A 26,446-nucleotide genomic window follows, 5' to 3' on the forward strand; every position below is an offset into this window, starting at 1 on the left:
GAACCGGACTATAAATAAAATATAGCCCGGTTCTGTTTTTATATTGTTTACTTACACCTTATTAGCAACGCCTGCCTGTTCACTCTCCATCCATTTCACCGCATCCCAGATTTCGGCTCCGTCATTTTTCTGATCGGGTCCAGGTGTGCTGCGGCCCCGTCGAATATCATTTAACAGAATTCCTTTTAAATACTCCGCAACAGCAGGATGCTCCGCGATAACATTATGCTTTTCCCCGATATCCGTTTCCAGATTGTACAGCTGGAACTGAGGCATCTCATCTGTCTCTTCTCCCGGCGCGGGGTATGACCAGCCGCCGGAGCCAGGACACATCTCCAGCTTATATTTCCCTTTTCGTATGGAGAGGGAACCGTTCATGCTCTGATGAATCACATCCTCTCTGACAGAAGGGGTATCGGCATCCTTCCACAGAGGCAGATTGCTTACACTGTCAACCGCTGCGTCCTCCGGAATCTCCGCTCCCAAATAATCGGCCATTGTGGCGAAAAAGTCAGAAAGGCAGACCAGCTTATCGCACCTTTGCCCGCCCGGAATCAGATCGGGCCAGCGGACGATCAGCGGTACCCGGTGGCCTCCCTCATAAATATCCGCTTTGTGTCCCCGGAAGACATAGCTGGGGTTATGCCCCGCAGCCAGCAGCTCCTTAAAATCGGCCATGGGGGCACAGCCATTATCCGATGCATAGATGACTATCGTATTTTCATATAATCCGAGCTCTTTTAACTTGTCTGATATTTTACCTGCCACAGCATCACACATTAACACAAAATCCCCGTACTCGTTCGTACCGGACTTTCCCAAAAATTCTGCGGACGGCAGGATCGGCGTGTGCGGCGCGGGCATGGGAAAATAAATAAAAAACGGCCTGTCTTTATATTCCTCAATTTTGTCCAGCACCTTCTCCGTCAAATGGGGCAACACATCCTCATGTACGAAGTCAGGCGCTGCCGGCCCCTTTCTCCAGAACTGCTTGCCGGTATTTTCTGTCTCATGATCCGGCATATGCGTAAATCTGTCATTCTCTATGTAAATATAGGGAGGCATATCCAGGGATGCGCTGATCCCGTAAAAATAGTTAAATCCATTCGTGATCGGGGATTTTTCAATTTTACCCGCATAATCCACCCCGGGGCAGACCTCGTATTCCTCATTTTCCACAAAAGTATCGTCTTTTTTAAATTCCATACCCAGATGCCACTTCCCGATGGCCGCCGTCACATAGCCGTTCTCCTGGAACAAATGTCCGGCCGTCATACGGCCTTCCTCGATCAGCGGGCTGGAATATCCGCTCATAACACCGCACTTTAACCTCGACCTCCAGTTATACCGGCCTGTTAAGATGCTGTACCTGGACGGCGTACATACCGCAGAGGACGCATGGGCATCCGTAAAGGCAATCCCTTCCTCACGCATCTCATCCAGATTCGGCGTCTGAAAACCGGCATTTTCATTAAACGCAGATACATCCCCGTATCCCATATCATCCGCCAGTATATATATTACATTGGGTTTTCTATCCATCTTCTCTCCTTTCCCATCTTGCTTCGTCACATGCAGCTCCTTGCAATTTGAACCAGGCGGCGGTATGCATAGGGGAAGAACATCTTATATGACTCGCAGAATATATCCCTGTTCGTCTCCTGATCTCTGTTCCTCCGGCAGCCTCCCCTGCACAGATACTTCCAATCACATTCTTTGCAGGCAGGGCTCTTTTCCAGCGACTCCGCCAGAAGGCTGCTTTTCTGAAACCGCTCACCGAGAATTTCAAAAGAATCTTCCTTTATATTCCCCAGCTTATACTCATCCAGCACGTAAAAATCACAGGGGTATACGCTGCCGTCCGCTTCTATAATATTCTGCATCCCGCAGATGCCGCGCATATTGCAGCTTTCAGGCACATTTTTAAGCAGCATTCCCACCAGGTTCTCAAAGTACCGGATATAGAGCAGTTCTCCCCTGGCCAGATCCGCATACCAGCAGTCAAACAGTTCCTTCAGAAAGGCGCCGTAGGATTCCGGTTTCAGCGAGTACTTCTGCTTTCCCCACTCACCCAGCGGGTCCAGACAGGGAATAAACTGCATGTAATAAAAACCGTTTTGTTTATAAGTCTTATAGATTTTTCCGGCATTACGGGCAATATCCTCCGTGACCACCGTGAGGATATTAAAGTCCACCTGTTTCTCCCGAAGAATCTTAACCGCATCCATGGTCTTCTTGTATGTTCCCTGTCCCCTCCACCTGTCATTGATCTCTGGAAGTCCGCCAAGAGAAATTCCAACCAGAAAATGATGCTCTGCAAAGAAATCAGCCCATTGGTCGTCGATCAGGCTTCCGTTCGTCTGTACGGTAAATTCCACCCGGGTATTTCCCTGGTACCGGCGGGCCAATTCAGCCGCCCGGCGGAAAAAGGGAAGTCCTGCCAGAAGAGGCTCCCCGCCCTGAAAACCGATTGTGCAGGCCCTGGTATCCTTCTGCAGGGCTTTTTGAATAATTTCCTCCAGTACCTGCTCCGACATAATCCCGTAATCCGGCTGTTCCCTGTTTGACATCTCGTCCTTATAAAAACAGTAGGCACAGTTTAAATTACAGCTTCCGGACACCGGTTTTATTAGTAAATTTATCTGTCTCATCTTCCGCTCCCTGATTTTGAGTACGCCTCGGCGTACTTGCTGCTGTCTTTCTTAAACGTATCTTACATACAGCAGCTTGTCAAGCGCCGCATTCCTGCAAAAAACCAAAAGGCCGCACAGCAGTTACGCTGTGTGGCCTTTTGACCTTTTTATAAAGATTGAGGAGCACATGAAAACTGAATTGAATTGTAATATGTACTATGCAAGCTTGCTGCGCAGGAACTGGGCACCCTTCTTCGCATAATCCGTCATTGTTGCAAGATCTGCGCCGTGACTTAAATCACGCCAGCAGCAGATTGTTGTCATACCCATTTTCATAAATGGTTCCATTACGACATAGCCCTGGTAGCCGCTGTCTTTCATAGCGCCCATAATTGTATCCCAGTCCATATGTGTCTTGCCGTCAAATCCAGGAATACGGCGGTTTGATTCGCCGACATGGATATGTCCGAGACGGCCCTTTTCCTGTGCATATCTGATTGCATCCGCAATGTTGTCTTCCTCTATATTCATATGGAAGGTATCTAACAGCAGCTTCGCATTGGGAGATCCCACATCTTCACAGAAGCTGACTCCCTCTGCCGAAGTATTCATAATAAACTGTTCAAAACGGTTTACGATTTCAAAGCAATAATTCACGCCGCAATCCTCAGCAGTCTTAATAATTTCACGCATGCTGTCAATACTGAGACCGCGGACATGATCCTTATATTCAGGAGTAAGATCCGGTACTGCCGGACGGCGGAGCCATTCAGAGTAGTTGATGCCGCTCCAGCGGTCACAGCCTACTTCATACATAGCCTGAAGCACATTCTTAGCCCACTCGATACCGATACGCCGGATAGCAGGATCGTCAGCGGCAATGTCATTCTGATTGGTAAAGCCGCCGTTGATTGAAAGTTCCATACCCATATCCGCAAGAGCCTTTTTAAAGTCAAGCCGCTCTGCTGGTGTCATCCCAAGCAGTAAATCCGGTCCGATTTCAATTACTTCACAAGTCGTCTTATTCGTCAGTTCCAACAGTTTGTATAATCCGGCATCCTGAGCTTCTGTGCCGCGCCAAAATCCATTATGGAGGCCAATTTTATTCATGTTTTAACTCTCCTTGCTTTCCTTAATTTTCTTTTATTTATATACAACATTATTGTTACAGTACTTCCTGCCCGCATAATACGGGCAGGAATTTATAAAGTATGATCATATAGAATTTTTTATTTTAGTTTCGTATCGTTCGGTTCACATTTTATTATGTAAAACGTTCTTACTGATCTTCGTCAATGTAGTCAGCTACATTGTCTTTATCAATCCATTCAACTCCGACATAAGTTGTCTGATCTTTCGGCTTATTGCCAATCATGATGTTCAGTCCGACATAAACGCCGTTATATCCCAGCATGTTCGGGAACTGTGCTGCGGAACCATACATCTGGCCATCCTGGATCAACTGTTTTGCCGTAGCATTTCCATCAATACCGGTTACAACAATCTTGTCGCCGTAGCCCTGGGACTGAACTGCTGAAACAGCGCCCTGTGCAGGTGTATCGGAGAAGCACCATACACCGTCAATTCCATCATCCACGTATACATTCAGAAGATCCTGCATTGCTGTAAGCGCATTCTCAACAGAAGATTTAATATCACGGGTTTCCAGAACCTTTACCTTCGGCCAGTTCTTAAGTTCATCCTTTGCACCGCTCTCACGGATCGCCGCATTCGGGTTGGTAGAATCGGAAATCAGAACAACATTGCCTTCTCCGCCGATCTTATCACAAAGCTTTTCCATCTCAAGACGGCCTGCTTCGTAGTTATCAGAAACGATAACAGCGTCACATTTCTCACTGCCATCGCAAGGAGCATCAACGATAACGGTAATCATGTCTTCCTGCTCGAGACATAACTCATATGCAGGTACGGAACTGGAAGGGTCCATTGCCACAAAGATCATGACATCACATCCCATGTTGATCAGATCCTGTACATTGGCAAGCTCGTTGGCAAGCTCACCCTTGTCATCGCAGATAACCAGCTCGTGGTTTCTTCCGGATTCTTTGTTAATTTCTTCCACGGCCTGTTTCGCACCATTTGCAATAGAGGTGTAGAACAGAGCGGTTAAATCCTTAACTACCAGACCGATCATTGCGTCCTCTTTCATATCGGCAAGCGTGGTAGCAACGGCATCCTTGGTATCGTCCGCTTTATCTTCTGTGTCCTTATCCTTATCATCGGTTGTTGCCGGCGGTGTTGTACTTGTAGAAGGATCAGCAGCATCATCCCCCTTTTTCGCACAGCCGGTTAGTGTAGAGACAATAAGTATCATTACAAGTAAAAGAGCAAGTAATCTAGATTTTTTCATTTTTCTCCTCCCTGATAGATATCATTTTCATTTTTCTATATGATCACATAATATACTTCAAATAAATTTTCCGCCGGGCTTTCACCGGCATATGCCAGCCTTTACGCTACAGCACCTGTTACTTTCTTCTTTTTGTATTTAATCTTGTCTTTGATGGAGTCGAAGTAAACCGCAATCAGAATCAGGATTCCTTTCACAACCATCTGCCAGTAGCTGTCGATCTTAAGATGGGTCATACCGGAGTTCAGTACGCCGATGATACAGGCGCCGATAAAGGAACCGGTAATGGTACCGTAACCACCTCCGAATGCCGTACCGCCCAGTACCGCGGACGCAATGGCGTCTGTACCGTAATCCGTACCGATCGTCGGCTGCCCGGAGTAGAGACGGGATGCCATGATGACGCCGGCAAGTCCGGCCATGAAACCCATGATGGTATATGCGGCGAGTGAAACCTTGGTATAAGAAATACCGGAATGTTTAGCCGCTTCCATGTTGCCGCCGACCGCGTACATATGCCGCCCAAGGCGGGTTCGTCCCAGGATAAGGCTAACAATGATCAAAGCTACAAGCATAATATAGAAGATTACCGGGAGTCCTCCGAAGAGTACTGTGCCGTCAGATCCGGTAATTACCGGCCAGCTGGCCTTACCGATTTCATTGAAGGTTTTATCAATGGAAATAACCGGTGAACCTCCTGTAAATACATAAGCGACACCGCGGATTGTCTGCTGCATGGCCAAAGTGATAATAAATGGAGGCAGCATCGTCTTCGCGCGAATCGTCCCGTTAATTGCACCTACAATACCGCCTGCAAAGACAGCGATTATAATGGATACCCAAACATTCCAGCCATATGTAGTATTCAGAACAACTGCAACAACGCCGGTCGCAGCAACGGTGGAACCAATGGACAAGTCGATACATCCGATGATGATAACGCAGGTAATACCTGCCGCAAGAAGACCATTTACACAAATATTACTTAACACGGAAAGAAGGTTATTTACCCTCATGAAGGTGTTTGTAGTAAATGCCAGGAAAACCACCAGCACAGCCAGAATGATAAGAGCGCCTGAATACTGTTTTATCCTGTTCAAAAATGATTTTGACGTAGTTTTTTTCGATTTTGCCATCTTACTTTCCTCCTGTTGCATAGCGCATTATTTTGGTTTGAGTAAATTCTTCCTTCGCCCCATCTATAACAGCGGCTATCTTTCCTTCGTGCATTATGACAACACGGCTGGACATATTGATGATTTCAGGAAGATCGCTGGAAATAAATATAATAGAAACTCCTTCACTGGCGAGTTTTCGCATCAGCTGATAAATTTCGTGCTTGGCACCCACATCAATACCACGGGTAGGCTCATCCAGAATCAGGATCTTGGGTTCCGAGGCAAGCCACTTGGAGATAACTACTTTCTGCTGATTGCCGCCGGATAAGTCTCCGCAGGCCTGATCCGGCCCGGTGGTTTTTATCGAAAGTTTCTGTCTGTACTCATCGATAATCTCCCACTCCTTCTTCTTATCCACCTTGAATCCTTTGATAAACCGGCTGAGCACCGCAATTGTCAGGTTTGTCCCCACGCTGTGTCCCAGTACAAGGCCGCATCCGCGCCGGTCCTCCGGAACCATTCCGATTCCTGCGTCAATAGCATCCTGTGTCGTTTTAAACCGGACCTGTTTGCCAAAGAGAGTCATTGTTCCGGATTCGATCTTGTCAAGAGCAAAGACTGCTCTCATCAGTTCGGTCCGCCCTGCGCCAACCAGACCGGAAAACCCGAGAATTTCACCCTTCCTGAGCTGGAAGGAACAGTCCTTAAGCCGTTCGTTCGTGAAGTGCTCCACATCCAGAATGACCTCTCCGCCCTCCGCACGCTCACCTTCATAAATTTCCGTAATGGTACGTCCAACCATCATCTCTATGATTTCATCCTCGTTGGTATCGGCCACATTAATGGTGCCCACATAGGTACCGTCACGCATGACAGTTACTCTGTCTCCGATATCAAACGTCTCATTCATACGATGGGATATATAGATGATTCCCGTATCCTTCGCCTTCAGATCCGCCACGATCTTAAACAGCTCCGCAATCTCAACCTCTGTCAGGGACGACGTCGGTTCGTCCATGATCACGATCTTGGCGTTGTGGGAAACCGCTCCGGCGATCTCTACCATCTGCTGCTGAGCAATGGATAAATCCCTGACCCTCGTATGAGCATTCAGATTCAGGTTCATATCATCCAGAATCTGCTGCGCTTCCTCATACATTTTTTTGAAATTGACCACACCGTATTTTCCGGTTTCCTCACCTCGGAAAATATTCTCCGCGATTGTCATGTTCTCACACATGGACAATTCTTGGTGAATCATGGATACCCCCAGCTCCCTCGCTTTTAAGGGAGAATCAATCTCCACGACCTGGCCGCTGATCTCGATCGTTCCGGAGTCTGCCGTATACAGGCCGTCCAGAATCTTCATCAACGTAGATTTGCCTGCGCCGTTTTCACCCATAAGAATATGTACTTCTCCTTTACGCAGTTCAAAGGTTACATGGTCCAGGGCATGTACACCGGCAAACCTTTTGTCAATGTTTGACATTACTAATACATTTTCATTCGCCACTATTACACCTCCGTTATAACGGTTTTATGATGATATATATGTGCAGTCTTAGTTTCCTTCCGGTACTCCTGTGTATCTGCGGTGTTTCCCGGAACCGGAGCTGTAACTGCTGAATAGATTTTTTAAGTCAGAGCATGGTTATTAAGAAATAACTCTTATCTTAGATCTGATAATTCTTAGTCAATCTCGAAACTTTCTAACCAAGATACGAAAACAGCAGGCTTATCATTTATTTTATCCCATTATACCCCCCCCGGTATAAAATTGTCAATTATTTTTTAACATATCGAGAAATAGTTTGATTATGCCGAAAATCCACCAACCATGCGGATATTTTTACTTTTGATCAAGGAAATGCAAGAGAAAAATCTTTTGAAATGCACAAATAAATGCAAATTTGCAAATATTTCAGAAAAGGGTTTCAACTTTAGGTGGCAGAACCTATTTATCACACACACTTTGAGAGGTCGATGATGGGAGATGCCTGCCAGCCGCGAGATAATGTCGATAGACAAAGGAATGACACGTGCAAAGATGCACATGGAGTAAAGGTAACACGGCAGGTTCTAAAATTCGCTTTTATCCGCCTGTGTCCCTTTATTTATCAGGCATTAAGCCAATAGAATCATATTGAATGTCAGTTGGAATCATGATATATTGTAATTAAGAATTATTTCTATGGAAGGAGGCAGAACTTATGTGTCAAATATCAATTAAAATACCTGATGCCGTTTTATATGATACCCATATGAATCAGGAAGAAGCCACCGCATTTGCACAACGAGTTGTGGCTCTTGGATACTATACGCAGAATAACGTATCTATTGGTTATTGTGCGCAGATAGCGGGAATGACAGAGGAAGATTTTATTAAATATCTGGGAACAAATGGTGTAAGTATTTTTCAGTTTGATGGAGATGAATTTATAGAGGAATTAAATAATGCGTAGAGTGATGGTTAATTCAACTCCATTGATAGTCCTTTGTAGTGTTGGCAAGCTGGATTTACTAAGGAAATTATATAAAGAGATCTATATTCCCCAAGCTGTATTTGACGAAGTTACTGAAAAGCCTGACTCTGCCTGTCAGTTATTGAAGGAGTCCCTGGATTGGATTCATGTCGAAAAAGTTCATAACGATTCAGATAGGAAAATGTATAAAGCAAAGCTTCATGATGGCGAAGTAGAGGTCATGATTCTGGCTCAGGAAAAAAAGAAAGCCGATTTAGTAATTATTGACGACAACGCTGCGAAAAAAACAGCAAAGTTTTTAGGATTAACAGTTACAGGAACTATAGGTGTTTTATTGAAGGCAAAACGTGAAGGATATATTACTGAACTTGCTCCAATTATTGAAAATATGCAGAACAATGGATTTTACATCAGTGTACAATTGAAGAAAATAGTTTTAGAACAAGCTGGCGAATGTTAATTCTATTTCAATCGTATTAGTTTTTAAATGCATTCACGAAAGGCCCATTAAGAAATTTTTAATGGGCCTTTTATATTTACCTTAATGCTGTTTGGGTCAGGCCCCTTGTAAACTAAATTCAGCCGGAGTATCCGTTGCATTTCCCCATCCCCTGTGATAATATAGAAAAGCTGGAAAACCAAGGATCGTAAGGCTTTCCGCACACAGAATTCGTCAGTTCGAGACCTTCCTGACGTAAAACAAAACTAAAGGAGAATTGAATATGAGAAACAAAAAAGCTGCATTTTTAACCAGGGCCGCCATGATCGCGGCCGTCTATGTCGTCCTGACCTACATAGCCAATGCATTTGGCCTGGCGAACGGAGTGATCCAGGTGAGACTGTCAGAAGCCCTGACCATACTGCCGTACTTTACACCAGCGGCGATACCCGGAGTCACCGCAGGCTGCCTGCTCAGCAACATTCTGACTGGCTGTTCCCTGCTTGATATCATCTTCGGGACTGCCGCAACACTGCTTGGTGCCGTGGGCTCCTACCTGCTGCGGAAAATCAGATGGCTGGTCCCGCTGCCGCCGATCATCGCCAATACGCTCATCGTCCCCTGGGTGCTGCGGGCAAGCTACGGTGTCCCGGATGCTTATCCCTACCTGATGGCCACCGTTGGAATGGGAGAAATCATATCCTGCGGCGTGCTGGGTATGCTGCTTCTCTTCGCTCTGGAAAAATACAAAGAACAGTTATTTTCATAAAAAGCTAAAATAAAAAGGCATACACCTTCAGCAAAACTGCTGATGTGTATGCCTTTTATTTCATGTTATTTTCAAATATGGGATAAGACTGCATCCCTCCGTTATGTTCCCTAGTATAAATCATACCATTGCTTCATTCTATTTTGTGCTTCTGCTTCGTACTCTTCCTGATACGCCATATGGAGATTATACAATACACCATCTTTAATCATGTAACCATCCTTGCCAAGATAACCTCTCAAATTAGCACTGTTTGTTACTATGGTACATTGCTGTCCGCACTCCGCCATGTATTCACTTACCTCATAGGTTTGATTTTTATCCCCTATACGATAAAACACATTATCCTGGGAATCGTCTTCTGTATAAACGGAAGATACTGCCTGCATAGTTATGTTATCCGTTTGATACCATATTTCTGTATGCAGCCGTTCCAAACTGCCTTCTCTCTTTCCATAAATTGTAAGCTTAGTACTCATTTCTGCGATATCCCACTCTGGAAAAAACATAAGTTCACAGCCTAAATACTTCCGCAGGGCAGCTACTGATTCAAAGTCTTTCGCCCAATAATCAGGTGATGTACTGGACCATTCAACATGATTTTCATACTGCTTTCGTATGATATCCGAAACTTGTGTAATCTCTCCTTCAAATGCATCTACAGGGCATTTGTAAATATCATATTGCACAGCATAGCCACGTTCCATCTCATCCTCGAGCTCAAATAAAATTTCTATTTGGCCTTTATGCATGGCCGCTTTTTCCTTTAGACTCTGGCCCACATCATTGGAATGCTGCTCTGGCTCTGCTACCAACTGGCCATAATCATGATTAGAGCATCCCGACAGTAAACAGACGCAGAGAACTGAAGTCAGCATAACTTTTGCCCATCTCATCCGCTATCTTCCTCCGTCCTCTTCAGGTGAACACGCTAAAACACTAATAAGCCAAACGAAAAATCATCTTCATTTATCTTCTGACGAACTTTTTCACTTGCGGTCCTGCCGCAATGTTCACTCCGTCCTTTTTCACTGGGCACAAGCATTTATGCTTTGGCCCATTTTCACTTCCGAAGGAACCTTTCACCCGCAGCTTGCGCTGCGGTTTTCACTCATTCTTCATTCATCCCTCTTCCTTCTTCACTGCCCTTTCATCCATCCCGCGCTTCTGCCCACGGCATCCTTCCAGCCATTCAGAAGCTTCTCTCTCTTCTCACTGAACATGCTTGGCACAAAGGTCCCGCCTACATTCCAGTTTCTCCTGACCTCATCCCTGTTCTTATAGTAGCCCACGGCAATACCCGCCAGATATGCCGCTCCCAGAGCCGTCGTCTCGATCACAACCGGCCGCTCCACGATGGTATTTAAAATATCAGCCTGAAACTGCATGAGAAAATTATTGGCGCTGGCACCGCCGTCCACCTTCAGGGAAGATAGCTTAATGCCGGAATCTTCCGACATAGCCTGGATCACGTCCCAGGTCTGATAGGCCAGGGATTCCAGGGCAGCCCGTACAAAATGCTCCTTCTTGGTGCCTCTGGAAAGGCCAAACACCGAGCCTCTGGCATAGGCGTCCCAGTAAGGCGCTCCAAGGCCAGTAAAGGCAGGTACAATATAGACACCGTTGCTGTCCTCCACAGACAGGGCCAGTTTCTCTGTCTCCGCCGCCGTCCGGATCATTCTCATCTCATCCCGCAGCCACTGAACTACCGCTCCCGCCACGAAGATACTTCCCTCCAGGGCGTACTCTACTTTCCCGTCAATGCCCACCGCTATGGTGGTGAGCAGGCCGTTCTTGGAATTCACCGCCTTATCCCCGGTATTCATGAGAAGGAAACAGCCGGTTCCATATGTATTCTTCACATCCCCAGGCTTAAAACAGCACTGGCCGAACAGGGCGGCCTGCTGATCCCCCGCCACCCCGGCGATGGGGATTCTGGCGCCGATATTTGCCATGGAGGTATAGCCAAACAGCCCGCTGGAGGACTTTACCTCAGGAAGCATACTGGCCGGGACACGGAATAGTTTCAGAAGTTCCTCATCCCATTTCAGCTCGTGGATATTATAGAGCATGGTTCTGGATGCGTTGGTATAATCGGTAGCAAAGATTTCTCCGCCGGAGAGCTTATACATCAGCCAGGTATCCACGGTTCCGAACATCAGGTTCCCCTTCTCCGCTTCCTCCCTGGCCCCCTCTACATTGTCCAGAATCCAGCCGATCTTCGTGGCGGAGAAATAAGCGTCGGCGATCAGCCCGGTTTTCTCCTTGATCATGTCGCCGTACCCATCGGCCACAAGCTTATCTACCACCGGAGCCGTGCGGCGGCACTGCCATACAATAGCGTTATAGATCGGCTCACCAGTCCGGCGGTCCCACACGATTGTGGTTTCACGCTGGTTGGTTATCCCGATTGCCGCGATCTGATCCGGGTCTATCCCCATCTGCGCTTTCGCCTCCGTCAGCACACTCAGCTGGGATGACCAGATTTCATTGGGGTCATGCTCCACCCAGCCGTTTTCCGGATAAATCTGGGTAAATTCCTTCTGGGTCGTGATGATAATTTCACCCTTCTTGTTGAAAATAATACAGCGGGAACTGGTTGTTCCCTGATCCAGTGCCATAATATATTCGCCCATTGTCTTCCTCCATTCCGAAATGTTTTTTCTAAGGAACGCACCGAGAATCTGCAATTCTCCGCCGCGGTCAATGCTATTTCTCAGGCCGTTACAAACAGAACTTCTCCACCGCCGCCGCGACACCGTCCTCCATGTTGGTCAGCGTGATATAATCGGCATTTTCCTTCACAACATCCAGCGCGTTGGCCATGGCCACGCCCAGCCCGGCGTACTGAATCATATCTACATCATTCAGCCCGTCCCCGCAGGCCATAACATTTTCTCTGGTAAAACCCAGAAGCTGCGCCAGATGCTCCAGGCCGGATGCCTTGGTCGCCGTTTTCATATTAATTTCCAGATTATATTTCAGGGAAGAAGTTACCTTCAGATCCGGGTCACGGTCAAAATAGTCCTTGGCCCGCTGCCGTTCCTCCAAAGTCCGGAACATCACGTTGATCTTCTCCACCTTATAGTCCTTGTCCTTAAAATATTCCTTCAGGCTGGATGTGGGCACATTGCTCTCCATAACCGCCTCCAGATATCCCTCCGGAATCCCGTATTCCAGCAGCTTCTCCCTGGAATAAAACTGATCCTCCACGATCACGTATCCATCTACATTGGCCTCCGGCATCAGATCGAACTGTTCAAACTCCTTCAAAAGCTGCCTCACCTTCGTCATAGGCATCAGATCCCGGTAAATATATTCCCTGGTGTCCATATCCATGATGGATGCTCCGTTGGTCATCACCACATATTTCAGGCCCTCAATCCGGTACAGTTCCTTCGAAAGCCTTCTGTAAACCCTCCCTGTGGTGGGCACTACATAGATTCCCTTCTCCACCGCCCTCTTTAAGGCCGCCAGATTTCTGTCACTGATCTTTTTATCATCGGTATACAATGTACCGTCCAAATCCAGCGCTATCATTTTAATCTCTGCCATGGAACGCCCTCCCTCGCTATACATACCCTTGACTCCTGGTCTCATGCCGGAGTATAAAGGGTTCTAAGTCTATGAAAAGTATAGCATAGATAGCCGGGAAATGCGAGTCCCGGCCGAATTTACGCACAGTCTCTTTGCGGCAGAAGACAGAAAGGCTCCCGCAGCCGTAACCTGGCTTTCATTGACAAAGCACCGGTTTTTTTCTATACTTAAGCCATACGCCCAACGTCAGAACGGGTATAAATAAAAAAGAGAAAAAGGAGATGAACACCATGAAAATGTCATTTCGCTGGTACGGCGCGGACGATGCGGTTACACTGGAGAAAATCCGCCAGATTCCAAATATGAAAGCAATCGTGACCGCAGTCTATGACGTACCGGTCGGCGAGGTCTGGAGTGAAGAGAGCATCGCCGAACTGAAAAAAATGGTTGAGGACGCCGGTCTGGACTTTGACGTCATCGAGAGCGTGCCGGTTCACGAGGACATCAAGCTTGGCAAGCCAAGCCGGGACCGTTATATTGAGAATTATAAAGAAAATATCCGCAGATTAGGAAAAGCAGGAATCAAGGTTATCTGCTACAACTTTATGCCGGTATTCGACTGGACCAGAACACAGCTGGACAAGGAGCTGCCGGATGGTTCCAACGCCCTGGTGTACTATCAGGAGCAGTTGGAGAAGATGGACCCTCTCACCGGTGAATTGTCACTGCCGGGCTGGGATTCCAGCTATACCAAAGAATCGCTGGCGCAGGTATTTGCAGACTATGCCAATATTACCTCAGAGGATCTGTGGAACAATCTGGAGTATTTCCTGAAGGCCGTTATTCCGGTATGTGAAGAATATGATGTCAAGATGGCGATCCATCAGGATGATCCGCCATGGGATATCTTCGGACTGCCCAGAATCATCACCTGTGAGGAGAATCTGGACAGGATGTTAAAGCTGGTGGACAGCCCTTATAATGGACTGACACTGTGTGTAGGCTCCCTGGGATGTTCCTGCAAGAATGATATGGTACACCTGGCTGACAAATATTCCAAGATGGGCCGGATTCATTTCATGCATATGAGAAATGTAAAGATTCTGGACAATGGATTTGAGGAAGCCGCTCATTTTTCCGCCTGCGGCAGTATGGATATGGTGGGAATTATGAAAGCGCTCTATAAGAATGGTTTTGATGGCTATATCCGTCCGGATCATGGAAGAATGATCTGGGGAGAGACCGGAAGACCGGGCTACGGCCTGTATGACCGGGCTCTGGGTGCCGCTTATCTGAATGGCATCTGGGAGACACTGGAGAAGGTATGTGATTAAAGTATAACAGGGATTTTCGGGCGGGCCTGTGGGCCTGCCCGATACTGTGAACAAGCCGGTTCGGAAGCAGAAAGGCAATCTGCTGACGGACCGGCTTATTGTTATGCCGTTCTTTATTTTCTCACAGGGCTGCCGGTCGACTCAACAAGATGGTGATAAATAATTCCGTTTTTACTGACGCCAAAGGATGTTTTTAACTTTTTCATCGGTCTGCCTCAAGTTTATAGCAGATCCCCTTGACTATTTTAATGCAGTCGAGGCGCATTTTTTCGCAGATAATGAAATTAGGAAAGAAAAGGGTTAAAAAACAGAATGGACCTGGCCTTTGGTACAGATGTCCGGTACAATGAAAGTATCTATTCTTATCCATAACTGCAGAGAACTAAAGGGGGAAATATATGTTTCATTTGACGAAAAAGAACTTTATCCTGGTATTAGTTCTGCTGTTCACTTTTATTATTGCCCTCAGTCTGATGCTTCATAACAGACCTTATGAATACCAAACCACCTACCTGAATGAATTTGACGATGTCTGCTCCGAAGCAAAGGCCCTGCGCAGGAATTGTCTGGTATGGGAAGATCATCAGCTCCGTTCGGGGAATGAGCTCTGGCAAGGCTTCCAGGACTCTGTTTCCGCGGGAAACGCGGACAAGATAACGATAGCCTCCCGGTATGAACCGGGCGCCGATGGCTATATCATCAAGAATCTCACTTTCGACGGCAGCACCTTTACACTTGAGACCGGTCAGAAGAACCGCTCCGTGAAGCATACATTCCGGTCTCTCTCAAAGATTGCCGCTCCTGACGGGACAAAGGTTTACTTTGTTCTTACAGACTCCCTGTCTGACTTTACATTCCGGGAGCTGTACCGGAATCTGTTCCGTTCTCCCAGGGAGCGGGAAACAGAGTTCCGGCTGCTCTTTTATTTGGATGAGAAGCCGGGGAACGCGGTGGTAAATACTATTTATCCACCCGGTCAGATCTGACCGAAAAGGATATTACATTTACCGAATATTCCTATTTCTTTTCCTGGCCCAATTCCATTTACCGATTGTTTTCTATCCGCTTATAGAATGATTTCCGACTATAAAACAGAGGCAGATTGTCACCAATCTGCCTCTGTTTTTCACGTATTGCCAGTCGATTTTCCTATCATAAGTTGAATATCATCTTCCCCAATGATACCATATATACAGAACGACAAGATATGCTTGTCCCTCCGCCGGAAGAATCCTGCGGATGATACATTTGAATCAATGCGAAAGGAGTTCTGTCATGAGTACCATGGAAGTATTGACATTACTGTCGGTTATATTTGCCGCTCTCTCCTACCTGGATCGACGCCAGAAATAGTGTTACGGAATCACATTGCCTGCCGCGGTATAGATCTCATACCACTCTTCCCTGGTGAGGGTGATATCCGCCGCCTTGCAGATTTCCTCCAGGCGGCCCGGCTTCATGGTACCGGAGATGGCCTGCATATGAGCCGGATGGCGCAGAATCCACGCAACCGCAATGGTTGTACTGGTAACGCCATATTTTTCCGCGATCTCATCCAGTTTTTTATTCAGCTCCGGGAACTTCTCATTGCCTATGAAGACTCCCTCGAAGAAACCGTACTGGAACGGCGACCAGGCCTGAATCGTTATATCGTTGAGCCTGCAGTAATCCAGCACGCTTCCATCCCGGTTCACGGCGGAATCATTTACCATGTTCACATTAATCCCAGCCGATGCCATATAAGGATGCATGATGCTGAACTGAAGCTGATTGACCAGAATTTTCTGGTGCAGATATTTCTGCAGAAGCTGCATCTGCATGGGATTCTGGTTGGAAACGCCAAAATGACGTACTTTTCCGGTAGAATGCAGAATATCAAATGCCTCCGCCACTTCCTCCGGTTCCATCAGTGCATCCGGCCGGTGCAAAAGCAGGATGTCCAGATATTCTGTTTCCAGCCTGGACAAAATACCGTCCACCGCCTCCAGAATGTGTTTTTTGGAAAAATCATAGCGGGCAGGATTTTTCAATATCCCGCACTTAGACTGCAATATCAGCTTCTCCCGGACCGATGGTGTCATATGCACCGCTTTCGCAAAGATTTCCTCACAGCGTCCCATGCCATACACATCGGAATGATCGAAAAAATTTGCCCCCAGTTCCAGTGCCTTCTCCACAAACCGTTCTGCCTCAGCCTCGCCCAGGCTGTTGATGCGCATACAGCCAACCGCGATAGGCGGAACCATGAATTCAGACGAACCCAGCCGTATCTGTTTCATAAAAAATCCCTCCCTTTTTCCAGATTATTCAGTTAATATTTGACCAGCCGCGGTTTACCGGTATTCCTGGTCGATAAAGCCGCCCAGTCTGAGATACTTTTCGTAAAGCTTCTCATACCGTTTGGCATTGTCCGGATTCGGGAAATAATTAGCCTGGTACTCTTCACAGAATACCTTCTGGGCTGCCGGAATATCCGGATAATAACCCGCTGCCACTGCCGCGTAGATCGCCGCGCCCTTGGCGCACATCTGGGTTTCTTTCGCCACCATAATGGGGCGGTCTAACAGATCGGCCATGAGCTGCATGATATAGGAGGATTTCTTGGCGATACCGCCAACCAGAATAATCCGTTCTACCTCAACCCCGCCGTCCACATAGCCGTCGAACATCCTCTTCGCCCCGAACAGGGTAGAAAGAATCAGGCTGCGGTACAGATCCGGCACGGAGGTTCCCATGGTTATGCCCGCAACCGCACCCTTCGTCCGCTCATTTAACACCGGATAGCGCCTGCCGTTCAGCCAGTCGATGGCAACCAGATCTTCATTCAAGTCATCGTCCCGGATGGCTTTCTCCATTTCATATAACAGGCTATCTCTTAATTTCTGTTCTAGTTCTTCATCCTTCAGCACATATTTTACCGGCCAGAGCAGTGTTTCCCGCAGCCAGGCATAGACGTCACCGAAAGCAGCCTGCCCCGCTTCCACGCCAATGTAGCCCGGAATGATGGAATTCTCCGCCAGTCCCAGCACGGTTTTCAGGTTTTTCCCCTGAAATTTATCCGCATTCTCTACGGTCATGTCAACCGCAGAGGTACCTACCACTTTAACCAGGGTGTGCAGTCCTACTCCGGCGCCTACGCCGCCTGCATGGGCATCCAGGGAGCTTCCGCCGATCAGCACGTCATCATTTACTCCCAGACGCTTCGCCCACTCCTTGCTGATGGTTCCCACCAGGGTGTCAGCCGTCTTCGGCCCTTCCTCCGTGTAGCGGTCATAGACATTTCCCAGATAAGGGTCCATGGAAACCAGTACATCCCTGGCCGGCATGCCGCCGAATTCACTGTGCCAGAGCACCTTATGCCCAGCGGCACAGGTACAGTGATACATGGTATCCGGATCGGTTCCGCCGCACAGCAGCGCCGGCATCCAGTCACAGTGCTCGACCCAGGTATAGGCTTTCTCCCTCACGGCGGTGTCCAGCCTGGTGGTGTGGAGCACCTTGGCCCAGAACCACTCTGACTGATACACGCCCTGGAATTTGGTATAGTCTACCGGCCCACCTGACAGAACCCGGTTGATTTCCTCCGCCTCCGCCGTGGCCGTGTGATCCTTCCAGAGATGGAACATCGCGTTGGGGTTGTCCTTAAATTCATCCAGCAGAGCCAGCGGGGTTCCATGCTCGTCTACCGGGCAGGGAGTGGAGCCGGTAGCGTCAAAACCAATGGCCCTTAAGTTCTCCCGTCCTTCTTCCCCCGCATTTGACAATGCTTCCTGAAATGCTTTGGTAAATGCTTCTATATAGTCCAGCGGATGCTGGCGGAACTGGCTCTTTTCCGGTTCGCAGTAGAGCTTCTTCGCCCAGCGGGGATAGTTGCATACGCCCTCGCTGATTGTCTCCCCATTCTGCGCATCGACGATCACAACGCGGACCGAATCACTTCCGAAATCCGTCCCCGCTACAAAATTACGCTTCCCCATTCCTGCGCCTCCTTATCAGGCCATATCAGGCCGTATATTTTTTCAGAGTCCCGCGGACCGCGCCCGGTCCTGCAACCAGCTCTGCAAAATAATTCTCTACCTTTTCTCCAATCCCTGCGTCGTACAGATTCAGACCGAAAATCTTCTCATTGGAAAGAATCGGCTGTAGCTTGCCGTGGAACGGTCCGGCATCTCCCAGACGGATATCTGCCACATAGGGGCAAACGCTGTCCAGAAGCGGGTCCGGACTGATCTCGAAGGTATTTCCCTCATCATTAATACCCATCAGGTAACGGCACCATCCGGCCAGAACCAGAGGGATCAGCTTTAAGTCATTCACATTTAAATCAGGGCTTGCCGCATAGGCTTTGATCGTCTCTCCGAAACGGATCGCCAGCTTCTGTGATGTATCGGTGGCAATACGCTGGGGGGTATCCGGCATAAATGGATTCGGGAATCTTGTGTTTATAACCTCGTCGATAAATGCCTTCGGGCTGATGATTCCGGGATCTACCACAACCGGAAGTCCCTCTTTGTAGCCGATGATCTCCACCATCTTCTTTAACTGCGCATCCTTCATCTCCGCTGAGATCAGGGTATGACCCAGCAGGCAGCCAAATACTGCAAGGGATGTATGAAGAGGATTCAAGCAGGTGCAGACCTTCATCTTTTCTACTTTATCAACGGTTTCTCTGTCCGTGAAAATAACGCCGCCCGCTTCCATGGCAGGTCTGCCGTTAGGGAAAATGTCCTCAATAACCAGATACTGCGGTTCCTCCGCATTTACAAAAGGCGCCACAAAGGTCTTCTTGGATGTAATGATGGCCTCAGTGTCTTCAAAGCCGTCCTTATTTAACATTTCTTTCACGCTGTCATCCGGACGGGGTGTGATTTTATCAATCATGCTCCATGGAAAACCTACGGTTCTGGGATTGACAATATACTCTGCAAATTCCTTCTCCGCAAACCCATTGTTCACCCAGTTGGCCGCATATGCGCTTACCGCCTCAAAGAGCTTTGTCCCATTGTGGGAACAGTTGTCCATACTCACCATGGCGATCGGATATCTGCCCGCTTTATAACGCTCGTAGCACAGCGCCGTCACCTTGCCGATGTAGCTGGACGGTGCTCCCGGCCCATTATAGAAATCCGCCTCCACCACCGGAAGGTAATTTCCCTTCACGTCGGTCAGGTTATAGCCCTTCTCCGTAATCGTAAAGCTGGCCATCTTAAGGCTTGGGTTTCTGAAAATCTCCTTTAATCTCTCCCACGCTGCTTCCTGGTCCGTATCCATCTCAATAGACTCGGCTATACTGCCAACCACCGTTTTATCAATGCTGCCGTCTGCCTTCAGCGTTACCGCCAGCGCCAGATTGTCGTGAGGAATACTTACCTTCTCCACGATCTCATAGTCAAATCCTTCCGCGGCGATAATGCCCTTATCCGCTTTCCCCTCGTTTAACACGCCCTGCCACATATTCGCAATAAAAGCCTTGAAAATATTGCCGGTTCCAAAATGTACCCATTCCGGGTCCTTCACCGTCCGGCTGATCATTGCCTGCCGGTCAAACTTCGGCAGCGAGTAGCCGTGCTCCTCCCACCATTCTTTCTGATTCAGCGCTTCCTGTGTAAGCTTCATATCTTGTACCATTCCTTTCCGTCAGTTTTATACCACATTATGTGATATAGCCTAGTATTCATGATTCCCCGCTCCATCCGGGGATTTCCTCTCATTTTGCCGTAAAATCGTTCTGCCATCCGGCTCATCGGCGGACATGCGGAAGATAAGATAAGTATAGCATAGTCAAAGAAGCACGTGCAATAAGAGCAACAAAAAAGTGGGCAGCCCACTTCAGTTACTCCTTCCCCTCACTCATGAGGGGCTTGCACGCTTTGCGCGCCGAGCGTAGTCAGCCTCGCTGACTTTCTCCTTTTACGCGAATGCGCATAGGATGGTTTTTTATTACATAGGGAAGTTTGAATAACTTTCCTATGTAATAAAAAACCGCCGGATCTGATGATCCGGCGGTTCCTGGTTTATTCTTTAATTAGCAAGCGCAAACGTTAACTGCTCTTAATTTGCTGCTGTTCTTCGGGTCCTGCTCGATGTCAAAAGTAACCTTCTGGCCTTCTGCAAGAGTCTTGAAACCATCGCTCATGATAGCTGAGAAATGTACGAATACATCTTCTCCACCGTTATCATTTGTAATAAAACCATAGCCTTTTTCTGAGTTAAACCACTTTACTGTACCGTTATTCATGTTGGTACCTCCTTAAAATAATGTAGTCTGCACGCTCCATAAGCCTGCAGCTAAGTCATATTCCGGTATACTTCCCGAACTGAATCTCAGTTTTTGTTTCGCATGCATACAGCTAAACTGTCCGCCGTATTAGATAACATGCCTAAGGCAATGAGTCTATTACGAGATAGGGCGAAAGAAAATGCTCACATTTCTCTATAAGCTATCAGGGACAATAACTTACAAAGAAATGTGAGCATGGTCGATACACTTAGAATATGGGTATATCCTATCACAGTATTTTGATTCTGTCAACGGTAATTGTTCGACAAAAACCCAGTTTTTTCCACCTTGCACCAAATTTTCGGCGGCGTCCAACGCGCGTTTTTTCTACAGTTGTAGATTCAAATTCTGCATTTCTCTCCCGATTCCCCAAAATATTGTGCTTTCTTACATGGAGCTCCACACATTTTGTGACAGAGATTTTTACATTTTCGCACTAATATATCGTTACTCACCGGAAAGAAATTTTTTAATCATCCGGGAAGCAATCACAACGAATATGATGATATACAAAATCTTGTCATACAGGGCTTGTATGGTCCTATTTCCCCGGAAAACGATTACAACAAATACCCCAACATACAGGAAAAATCCCAGCCCCTTTTTCCATCCGGTCTCCGCCCGGACTTTCTGTGTTTGATAGAACAAGAAGAGATAATTGGCAATCAGGAACAGGTCCGCAAACAGATAGGTGATAGTTTCCCTGTACAAATCCAGTGAAAATGACCGGTATTGGAACAGAAGAATAGCAACAGCCACCAGTAAGACCGGGATAATCTTTCCGATCAGTTCCTTTCCCTTTTGCCCCTTCAAATGTAAGGCAATAAATACGGCTATGTTGATCGCCACGATCAGCAAAAGACAAATCCAGTTCCTTAATTCCATCGCTTTACCTTCCTTTCTCATTTGTTCTTTCTTTTCTCGGCAGATCCTATTACAATTAGATTAATAGATGAAATAAATTTCACAGTTCCGGTTCATCAGCTCCTTTTGTTTCAGAAAGCAGTGGAGGAATATATGAAGAATAAAAAAGCAGTTTTATGTTTCGCCTGTCTGGCTTTTCTTTCTGTATTGCTTCTGGGTTATGTCCTGATTTTCTCTATGTCCCGGACGTCACAGAAAACAGAACATCTGCAGGCACAGCTAACAGAGGCCCTGGACAGCTACCGTCTGGAACATCCGTTAAATTTATCTCTTTCCAGCCGGTACAACCAGCGAAATCCCTTTGTATCTAAACCATTTTATTACTGTGTGGCCGATCCGTCATTCCGCTTTACTGATATTGTGTATGACGAGGGGTCCGGACGGCAGCAAATTTGGATATATGGCGGAAATGACGGTACTGCTTCCTGGTTTCGTAAACATATTTTCTCCGATTCTTCTGTTGATCTTGTTGTACTGCCAGAGGAAGAAATACAGCACATTGCTCTGTCCTGTTCTGAAGAATTTGAAGGCGAGCCCTTAGCCCAATTTTGGGATAGCTTGCATGCGTACTCATCAGAACACCCGGAACAGGTTTTCATAACCTGTGAAAATACAATATTGCTTGTCCGGCCTGATTCACCGGTATGCGATGTGGTCGCCCTAAAGGGCTTTGGTCCCTATATGCCCGAGTACGATAGTCAATATGTGTTTATATCCCCTTACACTCTGGAAGCTGAAAACTGGATAAAGGATACGATTTGTTCTGATTCCCGCATATCCTATCACGATGAACAGCATCTCTGGGGTCCATATCTTACCGTTCACTCATTGGATGAAGAAGAACCTCTGGAAACCATCTCCTACGATTCTTATCCGGAAAAGAAAGGCAGGCTTCAAATTTCTATCTCAGATACCGCGCTTTCTGCTGAAACGATATTTTTGCCTGTTCAGTTGGAGAATGCCGGCGAGAAAACGGTTTCCTTTGAATATAGCATAAACCTGGAAATTTTACATGATGGTGTATGGCAGCGTGTTCCCCGCCGGTCAGGTGATCTGGAACCGGCCATGTTTCTTCCCTATCCGCAGGATTTAAATCCCGGAGAAATCATTTATTCGATCATCGACCTCAGTCAATATGCAGTCCCCGTGGTAGGGGAATACCGAATTGCTGTTAAGCTGCGTGAAACATCAGCCGGACAGCTGATTAAATATACCTCTACATCAGAATACTCTATTTCTATTGATAATCCCGAAAGGGTAACCTCCTGGTTCACCGCTTTCATGGAGGAGAGTCAGAAGAAAGAGTCAATGCTACCCCTGCCTGATTTAAACAGCCTAATCTATGATGGGGAAGAATATATCGGTCCTTCCGGAGATTACCTGGGTTTTGCATCCCTGCCGGATGGCTATACAAAAGAACAGGCAGAAAGCGACGGCTGTGTGATTAAGGATGAAAGTAAACTCTATAACAGAAAAAAACTGGATGAATTTATGGAATCTTCCGCTAAAGGCATCCCCGGCAAGCTACGCTTAATTACTATATATGGTCCATATCCCGGCAATCCTGAATCCAGCCAATACACGTTTGACCTCATTTTTGACGGTTCCTATTACTTTTATTTCTGCCGGGAAACCTCTGAAAAGTCTGTCTACCGGTACCTGAATGTTTTTGAGGGCAGCTTTCCTAACTCACCCGTAAAGAACCGCCAATATATTCTGACAAATGAAAAGGGATTAACCTGGGAGCGTTATAGCACCATTTATTTCAGCTCAGACTCCGAGGATTTTGTAGACGCAGCACAGTTAGCATGGGAAATAATACCGTGACTTCGAGATATCAAAGTACCGTAAGGGTCATTGTCAATATAAATAATGTGGCAATGGCCCATTCCTTATCTGTCAGCCAGCCATCGCTCGCCCCATTCAATAATCTCATCTTGATTTTTAATCTTGTAATATCTCCTGTCCATAAAGCTAACAAATAAATCGTTATCCCGGTCAAGATACAACATGATTCGCATATGTCCCCAATTTCCGCTATGTATTAAAAAGACAAGCGTTCGGCTGCCTCCCATAATTTGTGGCCTGGGATTCATCACAAGGCTTATTCGCAGTGTGTGAAACAGTTCCACAACATCCTCCATATCCTGTTGATCCAAATCTTCCCAACGGTCTGTAGAATAATTAACACAATCTATAGCCTGCTGATACTCCAATCTGATTTTCGGATGCGAAACCCTAAAACCTACTAAATTAATTATTATTGGGATCAGCAATAGAAAAAGTAATAATATGGAACGTCTCAGTATTCTTCCATTTAAGCGGCGCATAAACCATCGTGTTATTACAAAGAAGAATAGAATGCCAATTGCAATAAATGAAAAATATAGGATAAACGGCCAACCCCAGGTCAGCAGAAAACTCATCATAGGATCACCCCTTGCGGTATATATGAATGGAAGGTCTTTCCGGATTACTCATTTTTAAACAAGTAGCTAAAGTTATCCTTTAACCAATCTAACAGGATTTCGGGGTTTTTAATGATATACTTTCCTTCTCCCTCTCTATAAAATGATGGTTCTTCGCCTGAATACCATAGGTACACATCATAAAAATGATAGACCAGAGCTTGGCTTCCAAATATTCTTACGTCTATTCTTTTATCTTCTTCGTATCGTACTATAGATTGGCTTAATTTATGCCGAAGTTCAATCTGATCCATCAGATCAATAAATTCTTCAATCTGTTTGTCGTTCAGTTCTATTTCCAAAGTTCCTGTCCGAAAGGTTATTTCTATTCGATCCTTATACTCTTCAAACATTTCCTCGTTCTTTATTTTATAGGTCACAGGTGTATAAAGAATTAAATAATTGATCATGACTGCACCCAAAAGAAAAGCCGTAATTATTGTAAGATACTTCTTTTTACTGCTCAGGGCAATCCACAAAAGCATAAGAAGAATGAGACTGATATCTTCAGTTATTAGCCACTCATTTTGTTCAGGATATTCTTAGGGGTCATGCCAAAATACAGATAGAACGTTGTACCTAGGGCCCCTGTTGTAATTAATAGAAAAATACTTAGAATAATGACCAAGTCAATTGCAGTTGGCCTGCTGTTAAATTCGTCCGGCAGCTGCACTGGTATTATTATTTCTCCGGCTATATCAAAGTTGCCCTCCAGCATATCTGCTTCCAGTTCCTTTTGTGACTTTTCTGCAGGAAGCACTTGTTCTGGAGTAACCGCTTTTATTACCCAATTACTAATTGGCTTACTTATTATCGATGCTGCCAAAAAGGCAGCACAACAAGCGATTGCTATTATCACCATTGTTTCAATAAAAAATTCGAGTGCTATTTTTCTCTTTTCCGCCCCAATAGACATTAGAATACCGATCTCCATATTTCGGCTTGTCAGCCACATTTTCAAAATTATTATTAATAATAGAAGGCAGTCTATTAGAATAATCGTTATCGCAATACTTATTACTTTACTAATCATCTTAAGTGGTTGTGCAGAAGATTGATAAACGGAATCATCTATTTCAAATTTGTAATTTCGTACATCAATATCTTTTCGTGCTTTAATTTTATCTATTATATCGTTTGCTTCCTCGGGGTTTTCAACAGCAAAGGTTGCTTTATCAACACCGGCATCACTTCCACTAGACATAATAACGGACATAGATTTATTGGTTTCCAGATCGGTAAACATATAATTTTCAGCAATTTCAAATTCGAACGTATAGAAATTAATAGCTTGCATAGCATTTATACGAAAAATTCCAACAATCTCTAAGTTATAACTTTCATAAATATTATCGAGACTTCCTTGATTTGTTACAATAAACTCATTTGTCTCTATATAAACAGAATCGCCTATTTTTAAGTTATTCTTTTGTGCTACAGATTCCGTTATCAAAACTTTACCTCTATCATTTTTCTGAATGTGTCGGCCTTCTATTAATGAAAACGCTCCATTCATAAAATAATCGACCATAGAACTATCTATTACACCAAAAATCTTTGGCCTGTGTTGCATTATTTCGAGAGTAAGAACGGCCTCCCTTCCCATCTCTTTTCTTACCTTACTACTTATAGAATTCAAAGCATTATAACCATTCCCTAGTGTAAACTCTAGATTTGGTGCATATAATATATTATATCCTTCTCCATTATAATTCTTTATACCGTCAGTTTCAGCCACTTGTCTTATCAAATCACGATTAAAACGACTTCGTATTGCATATTTCTCATTTACGGATAATCCACTTACATCGACATTCAATTTCATTGAAATATTGCCGCCAAGGCTTAAGCGCAACTCACTTAGTGTTTCTTTTGCACTCCTATGAATTGCAAAACACAGGAAGAGAGCGAGGGCCAAAAGGAAGATACATAGAAATAAAAGCAGGTTCTTCCGCCTTTTCCTGATCAAGAATAAACTGGCGCGTTTTAGTATATTCATTTATCACACCCCTTTTATTTGCATGCCCTTCTGGCCCCAACATAAATATAATTAACACAAGTAATCTTCAATAACTTTTAAGGTATGCATA

23 protein-coding genes are annotated in these 26,446 nt (G+C 45.9%); 6 read left to right on the forward strand and 17 right to left on the reverse strand.

Features of this window, described 5'->3' with window-relative positions:
* Positions 1-51 precede the first annotated feature (51 nt).
* The 6 genes from ABCW47_RS11705 to ABCW47_RS11730 all read right to left on the reverse strand — a co-directional run bounded on the left by ABCW47_RS11705 (position 52) and on the right by ABCW47_RS11730 (position 7,611).
* Complete coding sequence (locus tag ABCW47_RS11705) at positions 52-1,572, reverse strand: sulfatase family protein (protein ID WP_343210116.1); 1,521 nt, start codon at positions 1,570-1,572, stop codon at positions 52-54.
* Complete coding sequence (locus ABCW47_RS11710) at positions 1,569-2,651, reverse strand: anaerobic sulfatase maturase (protein WP_343210117.1); 1,083 nt, start codon at positions 2,649-2,651, stop codon at positions 1,569-1,571. Before ABCW47_RS11710 ends, ABCW47_RS11705 begins: the two co-directional genes overlap by 4 nt.
* 198 nt (positions 2,652-2,849) lie before the next feature.
* Positions 2,850-3,743 (reverse strand): sugar phosphate isomerase/epimerase family protein, encoded by an 894-nt coding sequence (locus ABCW47_RS11715; RefSeq protein ID WP_343210118.1) that lies wholly within the window; start codon positions 3,741-3,743, stop codon positions 2,850-2,852.
* 169 nt (positions 3,744-3,912) lie between these two features.
* A complete protein-coding gene (locus ABCW47_RS11720; protein ID WP_343210119.1) occupies positions 3,913-5,004 on the reverse strand; it encodes a sugar ABC transporter substrate-binding protein in 1,092 nt (363 codons plus the stop codon).
* A gap of 101 nt (positions 5,005-5,105) precedes the next feature.
* Entirely contained in the window at positions 5,106-6,140 is a 1,035-nt protein-coding gene (locus ABCW47_RS11725; protein WP_343210120.1) for an ABC transporter permease, read from the reverse strand.
* Position 6,141: 1 nt separating this feature from the next.
* On the reverse strand, positions 6,142-7,611 hold the full coding sequence (locus tag ABCW47_RS11730; RefSeq protein WP_425516084.1) for a sugar ABC transporter ATP-binding protein: 1,470 nt from the start codon (positions 7,609-7,611) through the stop codon (positions 6,142-6,144).
* Positions 7,612-8,332: 721 nt separating this feature from the next.
* Between ABCW47_RS11730 and ABCW47_RS11735 the strand changes: the two genes are divergently transcribed.
* The 3 genes from ABCW47_RS11735 (at position 8,333) to ABCW47_RS11745 (ending at position 9,813) form a co-directional block, all read left to right on the forward strand.
* On the forward strand, positions 8,333-8,584 hold the full coding sequence (locus ABCW47_RS11735; RefSeq protein WP_343210122.1) for a UPF0175 family protein: 252 nt from the start codon (positions 8,333-8,335) through the stop codon (positions 8,582-8,584).
* The gene (locus tag ABCW47_RS11740; protein ID WP_343210123.1) at positions 8,577-9,065 is read left to right on the forward strand and encodes a PIN domain-containing protein; all 489 of its coding nucleotides are present in this window, start codon (positions 8,577-8,579) and stop codon (positions 9,063-9,065) included. The genes ABCW47_RS11735 and ABCW47_RS11740 overlap by 8 nt, the downstream gene beginning before the upstream one ends.
* Positions 9,066-9,327: 262 nt before the next feature.
* Complete coding sequence (locus ABCW47_RS11745; protein WP_343210124.1) at positions 9,328-9,813, forward strand: QueT transporter family protein; 486 nt, start codon at positions 9,328-9,330, stop codon at positions 9,811-9,813.
* Positions 9,814-9,923: 110 nt separating this feature from the next.
* On the opposite strand, the gene ABCW47_RS11750 is transcribed toward ABCW47_RS11745, so the two are convergent.
* The 3 genes from ABCW47_RS11750 to ABCW47_RS11760 form a co-directional block, all read right to left on the reverse strand.
* The gene (locus ABCW47_RS11750; protein ID WP_343210125.1) at positions 9,924-10,709 is read right to left on the reverse strand and encodes a hypothetical protein; all 786 of its coding nucleotides are present in this window, start codon (positions 10,707-10,709) and stop codon (positions 9,924-9,926) included.
* 243 nt (positions 10,710-10,952) lie between these two features.
* Positions 10,953-12,449 carry a glycerol kinase GlpK gene (gene glpK, locus ABCW47_RS11755; RefSeq protein ID WP_343210126.1) on the reverse strand — a complete coding sequence of 499 codons (1,497 nt, stop codon included), beginning with the start codon at positions 12,447-12,449 and terminating at the stop codon, positions 10,953-10,955.
* A gap of 88 nt (positions 12,450-12,537) precedes the next feature.
* Complete coding sequence (locus tag ABCW47_RS11760) at positions 12,538-13,368, reverse strand: Cof-type HAD-IIB family hydrolase (protein WP_343210127.1); 831 nt, start codon at positions 13,366-13,368, stop codon at positions 12,538-12,540.
* Positions 13,369-13,640: 272 nt separating this feature from the next.
* Here ABCW47_RS11760 and uxuA point away from each other — a divergent pair, with 272 nt between their 5' ends.
* Complete coding sequence (uxuA, locus tag ABCW47_RS11765) at positions 13,641-14,684, forward strand: mannonate dehydratase (RefSeq protein WP_343210128.1); 1,044 nt, start codon at positions 13,641-13,643, stop codon at positions 14,682-14,684.
* A 398-nt stretch (positions 14,685-15,082) separates the two neighbouring features.
* Positions 15,083-15,670: a hypothetical protein gene (locus tag ABCW47_RS11770; RefSeq protein WP_343210129.1), complete on the forward strand. Its 588-nt coding sequence runs from the start codon at positions 15,083-15,085 to the stop codon at positions 15,668-15,670.
* A 369-nt stretch (positions 15,671-16,039) separates the two neighbouring features.
* On the opposite strand, the gene ABCW47_RS11775 is transcribed toward ABCW47_RS11770, so the two are convergent.
* From ABCW47_RS11775 to ABCW47_RS11795, 5 genes are all read right to left on the reverse strand, one after another.
* On the reverse strand, positions 16,040-16,963 hold the full coding sequence (locus ABCW47_RS11775; RefSeq protein WP_343210130.1) for an aldo/keto reductase: 924 nt from the start codon (positions 16,961-16,963) through the stop codon (positions 16,040-16,042).
* A 54-nt stretch (positions 16,964-17,017) separates the two neighbouring features.
* Entirely contained in the window at positions 17,018-18,661 is a 1,644-nt protein-coding gene (locus tag ABCW47_RS11780; RefSeq protein ID WP_343210131.1) for a ribulokinase, read from the reverse strand.
* Positions 18,662-18,686: 25 nt separating this feature from the next.
* Entirely contained in the window at positions 18,687-20,300 is a 1,614-nt protein-coding gene (locus ABCW47_RS11785; protein WP_343210132.1) for a mannitol dehydrogenase family protein, read from the reverse strand.
* A 409-nt stretch (positions 20,301-20,709) separates the two neighbouring features.
* Positions 20,710-20,922 (reverse strand): cold-shock protein, encoded by a 213-nt coding sequence (locus tag ABCW47_RS11790; protein ID WP_343210133.1) that lies wholly within the window; start codon positions 20,920-20,922, stop codon positions 20,710-20,712.
* Between the two features lie 489 nt (positions 20,923-21,411).
* The gene (locus tag ABCW47_RS11795; protein WP_343210134.1) at positions 21,412-21,849 is read right to left on the reverse strand and encodes a hypothetical protein; all 438 of its coding nucleotides are present in this window, start codon (positions 21,847-21,849) and stop codon (positions 21,412-21,414) included.
* 132 nt (positions 21,850-21,981) lie between these two features.
* Between ABCW47_RS11795 and ABCW47_RS11800 the strand changes: the two genes are divergently transcribed.
* Positions 21,982-23,715 (forward strand): immunoglobulin-like domain-containing protein, encoded by a 1,734-nt coding sequence (locus ABCW47_RS11800; RefSeq protein WP_343210135.1) that lies wholly within the window; start codon positions 21,982-21,984, stop codon positions 23,713-23,715.
* A 65-nt stretch (positions 23,716-23,780) separates the two neighbouring features.
* Here the strand turns inward: ABCW47_RS11800 and ABCW47_RS11805 are convergent, their stop codons facing one another.
* From ABCW47_RS11805 to ABCW47_RS11815, 3 genes are all read right to left on the reverse strand, one after another.
* Positions 23,781-24,317: a hypothetical protein gene (locus ABCW47_RS11805; RefSeq protein WP_343210136.1), complete on the reverse strand. Its 537-nt coding sequence runs from the start codon at positions 24,315-24,317 to the stop codon at positions 23,781-23,783.
* Positions 24,318-24,361: 44 nt separating this feature from the next.
* On the reverse strand, positions 24,362-24,766 hold the full coding sequence (locus tag ABCW47_RS11810) for a hypothetical protein (protein WP_343210137.1): 405 nt from the start codon (positions 24,764-24,766) through the stop codon (positions 24,362-24,364).
* Positions 24,767-24,870: 104 nt separating this feature from the next.
* Positions 24,871-26,355 carry an ABC transporter permease gene (locus ABCW47_RS11815; RefSeq protein WP_343210138.1) on the reverse strand — a complete coding sequence of 495 codons (1,485 nt, stop codon included), beginning with the start codon at positions 26,353-26,355 and terminating at the stop codon, positions 24,871-24,873.
* Positions 26,356-26,446 lie beyond the last annotated feature (91 nt).

Origin of the sequence: Anaerolentibacter hominis (assembly GCF_032380675.1) — a bacterium.
Classification (GTDB): Bacteria; Bacillota; Clostridia; order Lachnospirales; family Lachnospiraceae; genus Anaerolentibacter; species Anaerolentibacter hominis.